Source organism: Nonomuraea sp. C10 (assembly GCF_008017515.1).
Classification (GTDB): domain Bacteria; phylum Actinomycetota; class Actinomycetes; order Streptosporangiales; family Streptosporangiaceae; genus Nonomuraea; species Nonomuraea ferruginea.
Map to the genome: position 1 here is coordinate 2808662 of NZ_VPFF01000001.1, position 12983 is coordinate 2821644.

The 12983-nt window shown below is 71.7% G+C and carries 11 protein-coding genes; 7 read left to right on the top strand and 4 right to left on the bottom strand.

The genetic code is table 11. From position 1 onward, the window contains the following. Window position 1: 1 nt before the first annotated feature. Window positions 2–1633: a phosphoglucomutase (alpha-D-glucose-1,6-bisphosphate-dependent) gene (gene pgm / locus FR742_RS12785; RefSeq protein ID WP_148031169.1), complete on the bottom strand. Its 1632-nt coding sequence runs from the start codon at window positions 1631–1633 to the stop codon at window positions 2–4. A 98-nt stretch (window positions 1634–1731) separates the two neighbouring features. On the opposite strand from pgm, the gene FR742_RS12790 reads away from it, so the two are divergent. The 3 genes from FR742_RS12790 to thrS are packed head-to-tail and all read left to right on the top strand — an operon-like array spanning window position 1732 to window position 5302. Further along, entirely contained in the window at window positions 1732–2643 is a 912-nt protein-coding gene (locus FR742_RS12790; RefSeq protein ID WP_148031170.1) for an LLM class F420-dependent oxidoreductase, read from the top strand. A gap of 42 nt (window positions 2644–2685) precedes the next feature. Then, a complete protein-coding gene (locus FR742_RS12795; RefSeq protein WP_148031171.1) occupies window positions 2686–3294 on the top strand; it encodes a glycoside hydrolase family 25 protein in 609 nt (202 codons plus the stop codon). Window positions 3295–3337: 43 nt separating this feature from the next. Next, entirely contained in the window at window positions 3338–5302 is a 1965-nt protein-coding gene (thrS, locus tag FR742_RS12800; RefSeq protein ID WP_148031172.1) for a threonine--tRNA ligase, read from the top strand. A gap of 80 nt (window positions 5303–5382) precedes the next feature. On the opposite strand, the gene FR742_RS12805 is transcribed toward thrS, so the two are convergent. Next, complete coding sequence (locus FR742_RS12805; RefSeq protein ID WP_148031173.1) at window positions 5383–6105, bottom strand: PIG-L deacetylase family protein; 723 nt, start codon at window positions 6103–6105, stop codon at window positions 5383–5385. Window positions 6106–6183: 78 nt separating this feature from the next. Here FR742_RS12805 and FR742_RS12810 point away from each other — a divergent pair, with 78 nt between their 5' ends. From FR742_RS12810 to FR742_RS12825, 4 genes are all read left to right on the top strand, one after another. Continuing rightward, window positions 6184–7191 (top strand): RNA polymerase subunit sigma-70, encoded by a 1008-nt coding sequence (locus FR742_RS12810; protein ID WP_261808497.1) that lies wholly within the window; start codon window positions 6184–6186, stop codon window positions 7189–7191. Between the two features lie 74 nt (window positions 7192–7265). Continuing rightward, window positions 7266–7679 carry a hypothetical protein gene (locus FR742_RS12815; protein WP_148031175.1) on the top strand — a complete coding sequence of 138 codons (414 nt, stop codon included), beginning with the start codon at window positions 7266–7268 and terminating at the stop codon, window positions 7677–7679. Between the two features lie 27 nt (window positions 7680–7706). Continuing rightward, window positions 7707–8516 carry an alpha/beta hydrolase gene (locus FR742_RS12820; protein ID WP_261808498.1) on the top strand — a complete coding sequence of 270 codons (810 nt, stop codon included), beginning with the start codon at window positions 7707–7709 and terminating at the stop codon, window positions 8514–8516. 67 nt (window positions 8517–8583) lie between these two features. Beyond that, on the top strand, window positions 8584–9114 hold the full coding sequence (locus tag FR742_RS12825) for an HIT domain-containing protein (protein ID WP_315970612.1): 531 nt from the start codon (window positions 8584–8586) through the stop codon (window positions 9112–9114). Here the strand turns inward: FR742_RS12825 and FR742_RS12830 are convergent. Both FR742_RS12830 and FR742_RS12835 read right to left on the bottom strand, forming a co-directional pair. Then, window positions 9111–10679: a glycoside hydrolase family 10 protein gene (locus FR742_RS12830; protein ID WP_148031177.1), complete on the bottom strand. Its 1569-nt coding sequence runs from the start codon at window positions 10677–10679 to the stop codon at window positions 9111–9113. The two genes, FR742_RS12825 and FR742_RS12830, sit on opposite strands and share 4 nt — an antisense overlap. A 120-nt stretch (window positions 10680–10799) precedes the next feature. Continuing rightward, a complete protein-coding gene (locus FR742_RS12835) occupies window positions 10800–12941 on the bottom strand; it encodes an elongation factor G-like protein EF-G2 (RefSeq protein ID WP_187281128.1) in 2142 nt (713 codons plus the stop codon). Between the last annotated feature and the right edge of the window lie 42 nt (window positions 12942–12983).

Consider the following 12983-nt stretch of genomic DNA (forward strand, 5'->3'; position numbering starts at 1 on the left):
ATCAGCCCAGCGCCGCGGAGACCAGCGACCGGGCCTCCTCCTGCACCTTGGCGAGGTGGTCCGGGCCGCGGAACGACTCGGCGTAGATCTTGTAGACGTCCTCGGTGCCCGACGGCCGGGCGGCGAACCAGGCGCTCTCCGTGGAGACCTTGACGCCGCCCAGGGACGCCCCGTTGCCCGGCGCGGCCGTGAGCACCGACGTGATCGGCTCGCCGGCCAGGCTGGAGGCCGTCACCTGGTCGGCCGACAGCTTGCCGAGCACCGCCTTCTCCTCGCGGGTGGCCGGCGCGTCCACCCGCGCGTAGGCGGGCTCGCCGAACCGCTCGGTCAGGCCCCGGTAGTGCTCGCTCGGCGACCTGCCCGTGACCGCCTGGATCTCGGCCGCCAGCAGGGCCAGGATCAGGCCGTCCTTGTCGGTGGTCCACACCGAGCCGTCGCGGCGCAGGAACGACGCGCCCGCGCTCTCCTCGCCGCCGAACCCGAGCGAGCCGTCGAGCAGCCCCGGCACGAACCACTTGAAACCCACCGGCACCTCGTACAGCCGCCGCCCCAGCGAGGCGGCCACCCGGTCGATGACGCCGCTGCTGACCATCGTCTTGCCGACCCCGGCGTCTCGCGGCCACCCGTCGCGGTGCTCGTACAGGTAGGAGATCGCCACCGCCAGGTAGTGGTTCGGGTTGACCAGCCCGCCGTCGGGGGTGACGATGCCGTGCCGGTCGGCGTCGGCGTCGTTGCCGGTGGCGATCTGGAAGCGGTCGCGGCCGTCGATGAGCGAGGCCATCGCGTACGGCGACGAGCAGTCCATGCGGATCTTGCCGTCCCAGTCGAGCGTCATGAACCGCCACGTCGGGTCGACCAGCGGGTTGACCACGGTCAGGTCGAGGCGGTGGCGCTCGGCGATCTCGCCCCAGTAGGCCACACTGGCGCCGCCGAGCGGGTCGGCGCCGATCCGCACCCCGGCCGCCCTGATCGCGTCCAGGTCCACGACCGAGGGCAGGTCGTCCACGTACGAGCCGAGGAAGTCGTAGCGGCCCGCCGCCTCCAGCGCCCTGGCGTAGGGCACCCGGCGCACCCCGGTGAGGTCCTGGGCCAGCAGCCGGTTGGCGCGGTCCTGGATCCACGAGGTGGCCTCGGTGTCGGCCGGGCCGCCGTTCGGCGGGTTGTACTTGAAGCCGCCGTCGGACGGCGGGTTGTGCGACGGCGTGATGACCACCCCGTCGGCGAGCCCCGATTTCCTGCCGCGGTTGTACGTGAGGATCGCGTGGGAGACGGCCGGCGTCGGCGTGTAGCCGTCGCGTGAGTCGATCAGCACCCGCACGTCGTTGGCCGCGAGCACCTCCAGCGCCGACACCCGCGCGGGCTCCGACAGCGCGTGCGTGTCGATGCCCAGGTAGAGCGGGCCGTCGGTGCCCTGCGTCAGCCGGTATTCGCAGATGGCCTGGGTGGTGGCCAGGATGTGGGACTCGTTGAAGGCCGAGGCCCGCGACGACCCGCGATGGCCCGAGGTGCCGAACGTCACCCGCTGCCCCGGGTCGCCCGGGTCGGGCCGCAACGCGTAGTAGGCGGTCACCAGCCGGGCCACGTCCACCAGATCCGCGGGCTGAGCGGGCTGTCCCGCACGTTCGTGGGTCATGAAGCCACTTTACAAAGGGGGTACGGCCCGGCCTCGGCACCACCCGGCGCGACCGGGGTTACACTCGCCCCAGCCGACTAGAATGGAGTTCTGTCAGCATGCGATTCGGACTTCTGATCAATGAGCCCAACGGCCAGGATCCGTTCCCCGACCTGCGCGACCGGATCGCCCGCGCGGCCGACGACGGTTTCGACTCGGTCTGGATGTCCCAGATCTTCGGCCTGGACGCGCTCACCTCGCTCGCCGTGGCCGGCAGCGCCGCCCTGGCCGGGGGCCGCGACATCGAGTTCGGCACCGGCGTCGTGCCCACCTACCCCCGCCATCCCGTCGTGCTCGCCCAGCAGGCCATGACCGTCAACGCCGCGCTCGGCGGCCGGCTGGCCCTCGGCATCGGCCTCTCCCACCAGGTCGTCATCGAGGGCATGTACGGCTACAGCTTCGACCGGCCCGCCCGGCACATGAAGGAGTATCTCGACGTCCTGCTGCCCGTCACCCGCGGCGAGCAGGTCGACTACACCGGCGAGACGCTCAAGGCCAACGTGCGGCTCAGCACGCCGGGGGCCGGCCTGCCGGTGCTGGTCGCCGCGCTCGGCCCGCGCATGCTCAAGCTGGCGGGCACCGTCGCCGACGGCACCGTCCTCTGGATGACCGGCCGCAAGACCGTCGCCGAGCACATCGTGCCCACCATCACCGCCGCCGCGAAGGAGGCGGGCCGGCCCGCGCCGCGCGTCGTCTGCACCCTGCCCGTCTGCGTCACCGACGACCCGGAGGCCGCCAGGGCCAAGGCCGACGAGATCTTCGTCATGTACGGGCAGCTCCCGTCCTACCGGGCCATGCTCGACAGGGAGGGCGTCGAGAACCCCGGCGGCGTCGCCGTGGTCGGCGACGAGGACGCGGTGCGCGCCCAGATCGACGCCCTGGCCCAGGCCGGGGTCACCGACTTCGTGGCCGCGGTCTATGGCGACCGCGAGCGCGCGCACAAGCTGCTCATCGGCGCGTCGAAGGGCTGATCAGCCGGAGTCGCCATAAACTCCGGCAGGGTGTACTCCGACATGGACAAGCGCTTGCTGCACGGCATCGACGTGTCCAACTGGCAGAAATCCGTCGACTGGGCCGAGCACGCGCGCAGTGGAGTGGCGTTCGCCTTCGCCAAGGCCACCGAGGGCGGCGACTGGACCGATCACTGGTTCTCCCGCAACTGGGACCGCATGCGGGAGAACTGGATCGTCTGCGGCGCCTACCACTTCGCGCGACCCAAGGGTGATCCCGTGGAGCAGGCGCGCCACTTCCTGCGCACGATCAACCAGGCGGGCGGGCTGCGCCGGGGCGACCTGATCGCGCTCGACCTGGAGACCGATGACGGGATCAAGCCCGAGCGGGTCGCCGGCTTCGCCCGCCGCTGGTGCCAGTACGTGGAAGCGCGCACCGGCACGCGGCCGTTCGTCTACACCTTCCAGTCCTTCGCCGAGGAGGGCAACTGCGCGGGCCTGGGCGAGTACCCGCTGTGGATCGCCAGCCCGCACCGCCCGCGCGGCCGGCCTGCGGTGCCGGGACCGTGGCGGGACTGGTCGATCCACCAGCACGCCAACAGCCCGATCGACCGGAACGTGTTCCTGGGCAGCCGCAGAAGGCTGACCAGGATGGGGTTCGACCCGCGATAGCATCGTTTTCCGTCACCGACGAGCGCTATCCAAGGGAGCCATCGTGTCAGCCGAGCTACGCATCACCCTCGCCGGAGCCGAGCGTGTGGTCGCGGCCGGCACGACGGCCGGCCAGGCGCTCGACGCCGACGGCCGCACCGTGATCGCCGCCAGGGTCAACGGCGAGGCGCGCGACCTGGCCTGCCCGCTCGCCGACGGCGACGCGGTCGAGCCGATCGAGATCTCCAGCGAGGAGGGCCGGGCGATCGTCCGCCACTCCACCGCGCACGTCATGGCCCAGGCCGTCCAGGAGCTGTTCCCCGAGGCCAAGCTCGGCATCGGCCCGCCGGTCGACAACGGCTTCTACTACGACTTCGACGTGGCCGAGGCCTTCCACCCCGACGACCTCAAGCGCATCGAGAAGCGCATGCGCGAGATCGTCAAGCAGGGCCAGCTGTTCTCCCGCCGTCCCGTCGGCGACGACGAGGCACGCGAGGAGCTGGCCGACGAGCCCTACAAGCTGGAGCTCATCGGCCTGAAGGGCGGCGCGGACGCCGAGGAGTCGGTCGAGGTCGGCGCCGGCCAGCTCACCATCTACGACAACCTCGACGCCAAGACCGGCGAGCTGCACTGGAAGGACCTGTGCCGCGGCCCGCACGTCCCGTCGACCCGGTCCATCCCCGCGTTCAAGCTCATGCGCTCCGGCGGCGCCTACTGGCGCGGCAGCGAGAAGAACCCGCAGCTCCAGCGCATCTACGGCACCGCCTGGGAGTCCCGCGACAAGCAGGACGAATACCTCAAGCTGCTGGAGGAGGCCGAGAAGCGCGACCACCGCAAGCTCGGCGCCGAGCTCGACCTGTTCAGCTTCCCGCCCGAGCTGGGCAGCGGCCTTCCCGTCTTCCACCCCAAGGGCGGCATCATCCGCAAGGAGATGGAAGACTACATGCGCCGCCGCCAGGCCGAGGCGGGCTACGAGTTCGTCAACACCCCGCACATCACCAAGTCGACGCTGTTCGAGACCTCCGGCCACCTGCCGTGGTACGCCGACGACATGTTCCCGCCCTTCGAGCTGGAGGGCGTCGAATACCGCGTCAAGCCGATGAACTGCCCGATGCACAACCTGATCTTCCGGGCCCGCGGGCGCTCCTACCGCGAGCTGCCGCTGCGGCTGTGCGAGTTCGGCAGCGTCTACCGCTACGAGAAGTCGGGCGTGGTCCACGGCCTGACCCGGGTGCGCGGCATGACGCAGGACGACTCCCACATCTACTGCACCCGTGAGCAGATGGTCGGCGAGATCAAGAGCCTGCTCACCTTCGTGCTCAGCGTGCTGCGCGACTTCGGCCTGTCGGAGTTCTACCTGGAGCTGTCCACCCGCGACGACTCCGAGAAGTTCATCGGCGACCCCGCCCACTGGGACGAGGCCACCGAGGCGCTGCGCGAGACGGCCGTGGAGTCCGGCCTGGAGCTGGTCGACGACCCGGGCGGCGCGGCCTTCTACGGCCCCAAGATCTCCGTGCAGGCCAAGGACGCGATCGGCCGCACCTGGCAGCTGTCGACCATCCAGCTCGACCTCAACCAGCCCCAGCGGTTCGGGCTCGAATACCAGGCCGCCGACGGCAGCCGCCAGACCCCGGTCATGATCCACCGGGCGCTGTTCGGCTCCATCGAGCGCTTCCTCGGCGTGCTGACCGAGCACTACGCGGGCGCCTTCCCGCCCTGGCTCGCGCCCGTCCAGGTGGTCGGCATCCCGATCGCCGACACGCACGTGCCCTACCTGCAGGACGTCGCCAAGAAGCTGCGCGAGCGCGGCATCCGGGTCGAGGTCGACGCCTCCGACGACCGCATGCAGAAGAAGATCCGCAACGCCCAGAAGGCCAAGGTGCCCTACATGCTCCTGGCCGGCGACGACGACGTCGCGGGCGGCGCGGTGTCCTTCCGTTACCGCAGCGGCGAGCAGAACAACGGCGTCCCGGTCGACCGAGCGGTCGCCGAGATCGCCGACGCCATCGAACGCCGCATCCAGGTCTGACACCCAACCCCCGGACGCGTCCGGCTTACCCCGGACGCGCACGGGACGCGTCCGGATGTGCGGGCGTTGGAGTGTCCGGGTCAGCGGTTGAACAGTCTGAAGGGGATCGCGGGGCGGCCGGCGAAGCGGGTGGCGCTTTCGCGGGCGAAGCCCTCGACGAGTTCGCGCGCGTACTTCTCCGGGTCGTCGCCGGTGAGCGCCTCGATGTAGGCGCGGTGCGCCACCAGTGAGCGCACGCCGGCCTCCAGGCCGTCCGTGACGTCGACGGCGTGGGTGGGGGAGTCGCTGCCCGCGACCGCCACCCAGCGCACGCCGCCCCACGGCTCGCCCGCGTCGGGGAAGATCCACCGGTTGCCGGCGTCGGCGACGGCGTCCATCACGGCCCGGCCGACAGCCCTGTGGTCGGGGGTGTTCCAGTAGGCGCCGCCGGCCCAGGTGTCGTCGAAGTTGAGGGTCACCACCAGCTCGGGACGGTGGCGGCGGATCGCCGCCGCGATGTCGCGGCGCAGCGCCGGACCGTACTCGATCACCCCGTCGGCGTGGTCGAGGAACTCCACTGTGGTCACGCCCACGACGGCGGCGCCGGCCCGCTCCTCCCGCTCGCGCACCGGACCCGCCTCGGCCGGGGCGAGCGTGTCGATGCCCGCCTCACCGCGGGTGGCCATCAGGTAGGCGACCTCGCGGCCCGCCGCGGTCCAGGTCGCGACGGCGGCCGCGCAGCCGTACTCCAGGTCGTCGGGGTGGGCCACCACGGCGAGCGCCCGCTGCCAGTCGGTGGGCATGGGTTCGAGTTGATCGGCCATGCCCGCCACCCTAGACGCCGGGCGCCCGGATTGTCGGCGGCGGCGCGTACGATGACCCGCGCGACGAGGGGAGGAGCGGTGAGCGAGACCGGCGAGGTGACCGAGGCGATCCGGGCGGGCGACCAGGAGCGGTTCGCCGCGCTGGCCCAGTGCCACCGGCACGAGCTGGAGGTCCACTGCTATCGCATGCTCGGGTCCTACAGCGACGCCGAGGACATGGTGCAGGAGACGCTGCTGCGGGCGTGGCGGCGGCGCGAGACGTTCGAGGGCCGCGCCACGCCGCGCGCCTGGCTCTACCGGATCGCCACCAACGCCTGCCTCGACGCGCTGTCCGGCCCGGCCCGCTCGCGCGAGGTGGTCATGGCGATGGCGGGCGGCGAGCGGTCGGCGCAGGCCGAGGTGCCGTGGCTGCGGCCGATCCCCGACCGGGTGCTCGACCTGGCCGCCCCGGGGGAAGGCGAGCCGCACGCGGTGGCGGCCGCGCGGGAGACGATCGAGCTCGCCTACCTCGCGGCGATCCAGCATCTGCCGCCGCGCCAGCGGGCGGTGCTGATCCTGCGTGACGTGGCCGGATGGCGGGCCGAGGAGACCGCGGACGCGTTGGAGCTGAGCGTGCCTGCGATCAAGAGCGCGCTCCAGCGGGCCCGCGCCACCCTCCGCGCCCACCTGCCCGAACGCCGCGCCGACTGGAAGCCGGCCACCGAACCGAGCGCGGAGGAGCGGCAGGTGCTGCGCCGCTACCTCAAGGCCTCCCAGGCGGGCGACCTGGACACGCTGGCCGCGCTGCTGCGCGAGGACGCCCGCCAGGCCATGCCGCCCGCGACCCTGCTGTACGCGGGCCGCGCCGCGATCCTCGAGATGTGGCGCCCGGTCATGGAGGGCCCCGAGGCGTGGGGCGAGTGGCGGCTGATCGAGACCGGAGCCAACCGGCAGCCCGCCGTGGCGAGCTACGTGCGCCGCCCCGGCGAGACGTCGTTCACCGCGGTCAACCTCGACGTGCTGCGGATCGAGGACGGCCTGATCGCCGAGATCACCACGTTCGGCCCCGAGGTGCTCGCAGCCTTCGGGCTTCCGGAGAAAATCTGAGTCCCGCCGATTCCTTTTCCGCGCCACCGCCGTCATACGGGCACAACCGACGACGACCTGTGAAGGACGGCGACATGAACACCGGCGACAAGCAGCTTGAGGCCCTGGACCGGCTGGTCGGCACCTGGCGGGTGACGGGCGGCAGCGAGGGCACCGTCACGTACCGCTGGCTCGACGGCGGCTTCTTCCTCATCCAGGACATCGACCTCGTCCAGGACGGCCACGCGGTCAAGGGCGTGGAGATGATCGGCAGGGAGCGGCCCTTCGGCGGCGAGCCGGGCGAGGACGTCAAGTCCCGCTACTACGGCAGCCAGGGCGAGACCTTCGACTACGTCTACGAGATGGCGGGCGACACGCTCACCATCTGGGGCGGCGAGAAGGGCTCGCCCGCCTACTACCGGGGCACGTTCGACGGCGACTCCGTCACCGGCGCCTGGGTCTACCCGGGCGGAGGCGGCTACGAGTCCAATATGACCCGGGTGAAGTGACGGCTTCACCTGTGGTGGACTGGCCCCGTGAACCTGCCCGGCGCGCTGCGCGCCGCCCTCGTGGTCCTCGTGGTGGCGGTGCTGCTGCTCGGGCTGCTGTGGGTCTTCCAGCGGCGGCTGATCTACCTGCCCGACCCGGCCCCGGTGCCGCCGGCCGGGCAGGTCGTGCCGGGGGCGCGCGAGGTGACGCTGACGACCGCTGACGGGCTGCGGCTCGGCGCCTGGTACGTGCCGGGCGACCACCCGGTGACCGTGCTGGTGGCAGGCGGCAACGCCGGCAACCGGCTGCATCGGGCGCCGCTGGCCCGCGCGCTCGCCGCCCGCGGGCTGCCGGTGCTGGTCGTCGACTACCGGGGCTACGGCGGCAACCCCGGCAGCCCCACCGAGGAAGGGCTGCGCCTGGACGTCCTGGCGGCGCGCGACTTCCTCGGCGACGTGCCGGTGATCTACTTCGGCGAGAGCCTCGGCGCGGCCGTGCTGGCCGGGCTCGCCGCCGAGCGCCCGGCGGACGGGCTGGTGCTCCGCTCGCCGTTCACCGACCTGGCCGCGGCGGGGCAGGCCAACTACCCCTTCCTCCCCGTACGGGCCATGCTCCGCGACCGCTTCCCGGTCGCGGAGCGGGTCGCGGCCATCAAGGCGCCGATCGTGGTGGTGTACGGGACCGCCGACACGATCGTGCCGGCCGGCCAGAGCCGCGCGGTCGCCGCGGCCGCCGCGGGCCCGGTCACGGTCGTCGAGATCGCCGGGGCCGGGCACAACGACCCGGTGTTCCTGTCCGGGCCCCGGATGATCGGCGCCGTCACGGACCTCGCCGACCGGATCCGCGACACCCGCTAGAAGGGCGTGGAGCCGGCCTGATGAGCACCTCGTCGGTCCGTTGCACGGGGGCCCTATGCTGCTAGATATGCACGATCAGGCAGGGGCAGGGGAGCCCGACAACTTCGAGCGTCTGTGGACCCCGCATCGCATGGCCTACATCAAGGGCGAGAACAAGCCGATCGACACCAGCCCCGACGGGTGCCCGTTCGACGCCATCCCCGAGATGAGCGACGAGGACGGCCTGGTCGTCGCCAGGGGCGAGGTCGTGTACGCGGTGCTCAACCTCTACCCCTACAACTCCGGCCACCTGATGGTCGTGCCCTACCGTCACGTCTCCGACTACGACCAGCTGACCGCCGCCGAGATCGTCGAGCTGGGCGAGTTCACCCAGCGGGCGCTGCGCGCGCTGCGCGAGGCCAGCGGCGCCCAGGGTTTCAACGTCGGCATGAACCTCGGCCACGTCGCGGGCGCGGGCATCGCCGCCCACCTGCACCAGCACGTGGTGCCCCGGTGGGGTGGCGACACCAACTTCATGCCCGTGGTGGCGCGCACGAAGGTGCTCCCGCAGCTGCTCCGCGACACCCGCCGGCTCCTCGCCGAGGCGTGGCGCGACTAGCCGGCTTCGACCTTCACCCGGGCCGCGCCGCTCTCGTTGTGGAGCCGGTCGAGCGCGGTCACCAGGTAGGTGCCTGCCGACTTCGCGGTGAACGACGGGTCCGACACCACGGCCACGAGGTTGCGGGCGTCGGTCGTGTGGCAGTCGTCGCCCGACTTCGGCACCCGGTAGACCGCGTACGCGCGGGCCCCCTTCACCGGCGCCCACGACACGGCGGAGCCGGCCGCCTTGACGCCCGACGGCTTCGCCGGGGCGGCGCCGCCGCGCTCCTCCATCAGCGGCAGCAGCGCCGGGCGGGCGTAGTGGGCCTTGGCCACCCGGTCGATGGCGCCCAGCGGGTTGGTCAGCAGCTGCTTGGCGCTGAAGTACACGTCACCGCTGATCCGGTCGAGCTTGCGGTTGAGCGTGAGGTGGGCCGGCAGCTCGCCCGGCTTGGTCCAGGCGGCCTCGTCCTTCGCGCCGACCCGGTAGAGCGCCTGGCCGATGTAGAGGTGGACGTCGGTGCCCTCGACCGCGTCGGCCCACCACGGCGCCAGCTTGCCGTAGCCGGCCAGCTTGTGCGAGCGCGACCAGTAGAGCTGGGGCATCACGTAGTCGACGGTGCCCGCCTCGATCCACGCCTTGGCGTCGGCGTAGATCGAGTCGTAGGCGGACATGCCGGAGGTGTCGGAGCCGGACGGGTCCTGCGCCTTGTTGCGCCAGATGCCGAACGGGCTGATGCCGAACTTGACGTGTCCCTTGGCGGCGTGGACGGCCTCGTCGACCTCGGCCACGAGCTTGTCGACGTTCTGCCGCCGCCAGTCGGCCAGCTTCATGCCCTTGCCGTGCTTCTTGAAGGCCGCGCGGTCGTCGAACGTGCTGCCGGGCGCGGGATAGGGGTAGAAGTAGTCGTCGAAGTGGACGCCGTCGACGTCGTAGCGCTCGACCACGTCGGTGACGACCTTGACCACGTGGCGGCGCACCTGGGGCAGGCCCGGGTTGTAGTAGAGGCGGTCGCCGTACTTGACGGTCCAGCCGGGGTTCTTGCGCGCCGGGTGGGAGGCGGGCAGCTCGGCGACGCTCGCGTCGTAGGCGGCGCGGTACGGGTTGAACCAGGCGTGGAACTCCAGGCCCCGCTTGTGCGCCTCCTTGATGAGGAACGGCAGCGGGTCCCAGCCGGGGTCCTTGCCCGGGGTGCCGGTGAGGAACTGCGACCACGGCTCGATCGACGACTTGTAGAGGGCGTCGGACGCCGGCCTGACCTGGACGAAGACGGCGTTGAAGTTGCGCTTGGCGGCGGCGTCGAGCAGCCTCGTGTATTCGGCCCGCTGCCGGTCGGCCGACAGGCCCTTGCGCGAGGGCCAGTCGATGTTGTTGACCGTGGCGATCCACACCCCGCGCAACTGGCGTTTCGGGTGGCGCGGGTCGGGGGTGCACGCCGCGGTGACCACCGCGCTCTCGGTCGACTTCTTCTTGGCCGCCTCCGCCTTGCGCTGGCCGGCCTCGGCGGGCCCGAAGGTGTAGGCAGCGCCGACGGCCACGGCGGCGAGGGCGGTGGCGGCGAGGAGTGGGCGTCCGGTTCGCATAGTGCCAACCAGTCTCGCATCGGAGCCGGCATGCTCCGTACGGAAAAAAGAAATCGACTCGTGACACCATTGTGACCGGTGGGCCGGGAGGGGCTGCCCTCCCGGCGACCCGGCGGGACCCTAGCCCGACTCCGCGGCCAGTTTGTCGGCGAGATGCGGCGGCAGCGGCTCGTAGCGCAGGAACGCGCGCTGGAAGGTGCCGGTGCCGTGCGACATGGAGCGCAGGTCGATCGCGTACCGGGTGACCTCCAGCTGCGGCACCTCCGCCTTGACCAGGGTGCGGCCGCGGCCCACCGGCTCGGTGCCGAGCACCCGCCCGCGCCGCGACGACAGGTCGGACATCACGGCGCCCACGTGCTCGTCGGAGACCAGCACCGACAGCTCGTCGACCGGCTCCAGCAGCAGCGTCGGCACCTTCGACGCCGCCTCCTTCAACGCCAGCTGACCGGCGATCTGGAACGCCATGTCGGAGGAGTCGACGGAGTGCGCCTTGCCGTCGTACAGCGTGACCCGGACGTCAACGACCGGATAGCCGGCGCGCACCCCCCGGTCCATCTGGGCCCGCACGCCCTTCTCGACCGACGGGATGAACTGGCGCGGCACGACGCCGCCGACGATCTTGTCGACGAACTCGAACCCGCCGCCCGACGGCAGCGGCTCCACCTCCAGATGGCAGATGGCGTACTGGCCGTGGCCGCCGGTCTGCTTGACGTTGCGGCCCATCGCCTGCGTCCGGCCGCCGAACGTCTCCCGCAGCGGCACCCGCAGGGCGATCCGCTCCACCTCGACCCCGTGGCGCTTGGCCAGCCGGTCCAGCAGCACGTCGGTGTGCGCCTCGCCCATGCACCACAGCACGAGCTGCCGGGTCTCGGCGTTGTTCTCCAGGCGCAGCGTCGGGTCCTCGGCCACCAGGCGGCCCAGCGCCTGCCCCAGCTTGTCCTCGTCGGCCTTCGACTTGGCGCGGATCGCCACCGGCAGCAGCGGCTCGGGCATGTCCCAGGCCGTCATCAGCAGCGGCCGCTCGACCTCCGACAGCGTGTCGCCGGTCTCGGCCCGCGACAGCTTGGCCACGGCCACGATGTCGCCCGCCACGCCCTTGGCGGTCTGGCGCTGCTGCTTGCCGAGCGGGCAGCTCAGGGCGCCGACGCGCTCGTCGACGTCGTGGTCCTCGTGGCCGCGCTCGGCCAGGCCGTGGCCGGAGACGTGCACGGTCATGTCGGGCCGCAGCGTGCCGGAGAAGACGCGCACCAGGCTGATGCGGCCCACGTACGGGTCGCTGGTCGTCTTGACGACCTCGGCCACCAGCGGGCCGTCGGGGTCGCAGGCGATGTTCGCCACCGGCTTGCCGTCGAGGGTGGTGATCTCGGGCATCGGGTGCTCGTGGGGCGCGGGGAAGCCCTGGGTGACGAGCTCCAGCAGCTCGATCGCGCCCACGCCGAGCCCGGTGCAGAGCACCGGGTGGAAGTCGCCCTCGCAGACCGCCTTCTCCAGGTCCTGGACGAGCACCTTGATGTCGATGGGCTCGCCCTCGAGGTAGCGCTCCATGAGCGACTCGTCCTCGCTCTCCTGGATGATCCCCTCGATCAGGACGCCGCGATGCTCCTCGATGCGGGCCTCGTACTCCGCTCCCGGCTCCTTCTCCGTACGGGTGCCGCCGGCGTAGTTGTAGAACTTCTGCGTCAGCAGCCCGATCAGGCCGTTCACGTTCCCGTTCGTGATGACCGGCAGATACAGGGGAGCGACCCCGTCGCCGAAGACCTCCTGGCAGGTGGCGAGCACCCCGTCGAAGTCGGCCCGCTGGTGGTCGAGCTTGGTGATGACCACGGCCCTGGGCATGCGGACCTGGGCGCACTCCTCCCACAGCATCTGGGTGAGCCCGTCGATCCCGTCGGTGGCCGACACCACGAACAGCGCCGCGTCGGCGGCGCGCAGCCCGGCCCGCAGGTCGCCGACGAAGTCCGCGTAGCCGGGGGTGTCGAGAAGGTTGATCTTGATGCCGTTGAAGGTCAGCGGCGCCGGTGTCAGGTTGACCGAGCGTTGCTGGCGCACCTCCACCTCGTCGAAGTCGCTGACCGTGTTGCCGTCTTCCACCCGGCCTGCCCGCTGGATGGTGCCGGTCGCCGCCAGCAGTTGCTCGACCAGGGTCGTCTTGCCCGCTCCAGAGTGGCCGACCAGGACGACATTGCGTATCGCATCCGCCTTGTCGGCCGCTGGTGCCCTGCCCGCGGCTCCCATGGCCCCGCCCGCGTTCTTGTCCGCCACTACGCCTCCCGCGTCGTCGGTTTGCGTGCCAACGCCGCGCCC

Coding starts and splice junctions, on each gene's coding strand:
- pgm (WP_148031169.1), bottom strand. CDS start 1,633: ATGACCCACGAACGTGCGGGACAGCCCGCTCAGCCCGCGGATCTGGTG.
- FR742_RS12790 (WP_148031170.1), top strand. CDS start 1,732: ATGCGATTCGGACTTCTGATCAATGAGCCCAACGGCCAGGATCCGTTC.
- FR742_RS12795 (WP_148031171.1), top strand. CDS start 2,686: ATGGACAAGCGCTTGCTGCACGGCATCGACGTGTCCAACTGGCAGAAA.
- FR742_RS12805 (WP_148031173.1), bottom strand. CDS start 6,105: ATGGCCGATCAACTCGAACCCATGCCCACCGACTGGCAGCGGGCGCTC.
- FR742_RS12815 (WP_148031175.1), top strand. CDS start 7,266: ATGAACACCGGCGACAAGCAGCTTGAGGCCCTGGACCGGCTGGTCGGC.
- FR742_RS12825 (WP_315970612.1), top strand. CDS start 8,584: ATGCACGATCAGGCAGGGGCAGGGGAGCCCGACAACTTCGAGCGTCTG.
- FR742_RS12830 (WP_148031177.1), bottom strand. CDS start 10,679: ATGCGAACCGGACGCCCACTCCTCGCCGCCACCGCCCTCGCCGCCGTG.